This is a genomic window from Ruegeria sp. BHSB064 (assembly GCF_059613205.1).
Window position 1 is genome coordinate 1 of sequence record NZ_JBXWSB010000238.1, and the last position, 2,138, is coordinate 2,138.

Annotated in this window: 3 protein-coding genes; 2 read left to right on the forward strand and 1 reads right to left on the reverse strand. The window is 56.9% G+C overall.

Annotation, left to right across the window (positions count from 1 at the left end):
• The coding region (locus tag AC2FNU_RS24635) for a DMT family transporter (protein WP_496794218.1) at window positions 1–871 on the forward strand (871 nt) is incomplete at its 5' end.
• Here the strand turns inward: AC2FNU_RS24635 and AC2FNU_RS24640 are convergent.
• A complete protein-coding gene (locus AC2FNU_RS24640) occupies window positions 854–1,429 on the reverse strand; it encodes a DUF1285 domain-containing protein (RefSeq protein ID WP_496794222.1) in 576 nt (191 codons plus the stop codon). The genes AC2FNU_RS24635 and AC2FNU_RS24640 overlap by 18 nt on opposite strands.
• A gap of 64 nt (window positions 1,430–1,493) precedes the next feature.
• Here AC2FNU_RS24640 and AC2FNU_RS24645 point away from each other — a divergent pair.
• A partial coding sequence (locus AC2FNU_RS24645) for an AAA family ATPase (RefSeq protein WP_496794227.1) occupies window positions 1,494–2,138 on the forward strand: 645 nt, incomplete at its 3' end.

Below are 2,138 nucleotides of genomic sequence, written 5' to 3' on the forward strand. Positions count from 1 at the left end.
GTCGATGATGGCTTGGGCAGCCGGGTTTCCTGCGGCCGAGGTCCTTTTGCAAAGCTGGCCCCCGGTTGCGCTGCTGACCGCGCGTCTGGCGTTGGCTGTTGTTGTGATGTTGCCGCTTTGGTTCATTCTTGACGGGCCAAGCCGCGTAATGCGGGCGAAATGGGGCCGGGCAATGGTTGTTGGCGGTTTCGGGTACGGGATCGGCATGTTCCTTTTGATCCTGGCACAGAAGCTGACGGACCCGGTGACCGTTGCGATTATTGCGTCCTGCGCGCCTTTGGCAGCAACGTTGCTTGAACTTGCCGCTGGCACGCGGCGCCTAAAGTGGAACTTCGCCATTGGCGTCCTGGTGTCGATTGCGGGCGGTTTGATTGCCACCAGCGCTAACGCTCCGGCGCAGCTGGGGCTGGGCGCAGTCTGTGCAATTGCTTCAACCGGACTTTTCTGCTGGGCCAGTATGGCGACGGTTCGCGACTTTCCCGAGCTCAGCCAGACCGGGCGCACCACGATCACCTTTACAGGTGGGTTGCTGATGGCCGGGGTTCTGAGTTTTGGGGCCGCGCAAATGGGTATGGATGTGATGCCGCGCGCTGCTGTGGATGCGCAGCAGGTTGGGATGCTGGTAATCTATGCGCTGATTGCCATGGGGCTGAGCCAGGTTCTGTTCATCGCGTCAGTCGGTAAACTGGGCGTTGCCTTGGCGTCGTTCCACATCAACATCGCACCGTTTTACGTGATGCTGATCATGCTGGTGCTGGGCGATGACTGGAACTGGACCCGCGCGCTGGGCGCGGGGGTTGTCGCTCTGGCCGTTGTTCTGGCGCAGGATCGGGCGCCTCGACAGTCCCGGGGATCAGCCAAGCTCGGTTGATGGGATCAGCCCAAAGAACTTTTGGCCTGACCAAACGCCAAACCAGCCGTCGTGATGAGTGCCAATCTCTACCAGACGGTAGAAACTTTTGCGATCTATGCGCGCTTCAAGATCGGAACGGATCATGATGTAGGGTGAAGGTTCGTTTGTCACCGGGTCGATAACGATCCGGATTGGATGTTCTGAACCTGCAACAGCATGATCGCCTACATGTGTGGTAAAGGTCAGGTTTTGCTGCTCGCCTTCGCCATCACGATCAAAATCCACGGCGACAAACGGGGCGTCTTCGACAGTGATTCCCACCTTCTCGACCGGGGTGACGAGGAAGTATTTCCCATCTTCTTTCTTAAGAATTGAGGAAAATAGCTTTACCAGCTCGAAACGGTTGATGGGGGAGCCTAAATAACTCCAGGTGCCATCTTTTGCGATATGGATGTCCAGATCGCCGCAAAACGGGGGATTCCATAGGTGAACGGGCGGTAAACCCTTGGTTTTGGCCGCTTTGACTGATGCAGCCAGACCATCTGGCGACGGTTTCACAGGTTTTTGTCCGCTCATTGCTTTTGCCATTTCCTCTTAGCGCGATACACTTCAATCATATTAGTCCACGGAAGGGAAAGTCATGACCGAACCTGCCGACCTCGTAGCCGAGATCGAAGCGCTGGAAAACAAGCTGCAAGAGGCCAAGGCCTCGATCACCCGCCGCTTCATCGGGCAGGAAAGGGTCGTGGACCTGACCCTGACCGCGTTGTTGTGCGGTGGTCATGCCCTGCTGATCGGTTTGCCGGGGCTTGGTAAAACGCGACTGGTTGAAACGCTGTCTACCGTGATGGGACTGCACGGCAACCGTATTCAGTTCACGCCGGACCTGATGCCCGCAGATATTCTTGGGTCTGAGGTTCTGGATACCGCCGATGACGGGTCACGACATTTCCGCTTTATCTCTGGTCCGATCTTCTGCCAGTTGTTGATGGCGGATGAGATCAACCGCGCCAGCCCGCGAACGCAGTCTGCTTTGCTGCAAGCGATGCAGGAACGTACGGTGACTGTGGCGGGTGAAGATCGTTCGCTGGGAACACCCTTCCACGTATTGGCCACGCAAAACCCGATCGAACAGGAAGGCACCTATCCGCTGCCCGAAGCACAGCTGGACCGTTTTCTGGTTCAAATCGACGTCGAATATCCTGATCGGCAGACCGAACGCGATATTCTGCTGGCCACAACCGGTGTGGAAGAGGAAGCAGCGCATCAGATTTTCAGCAAAGAA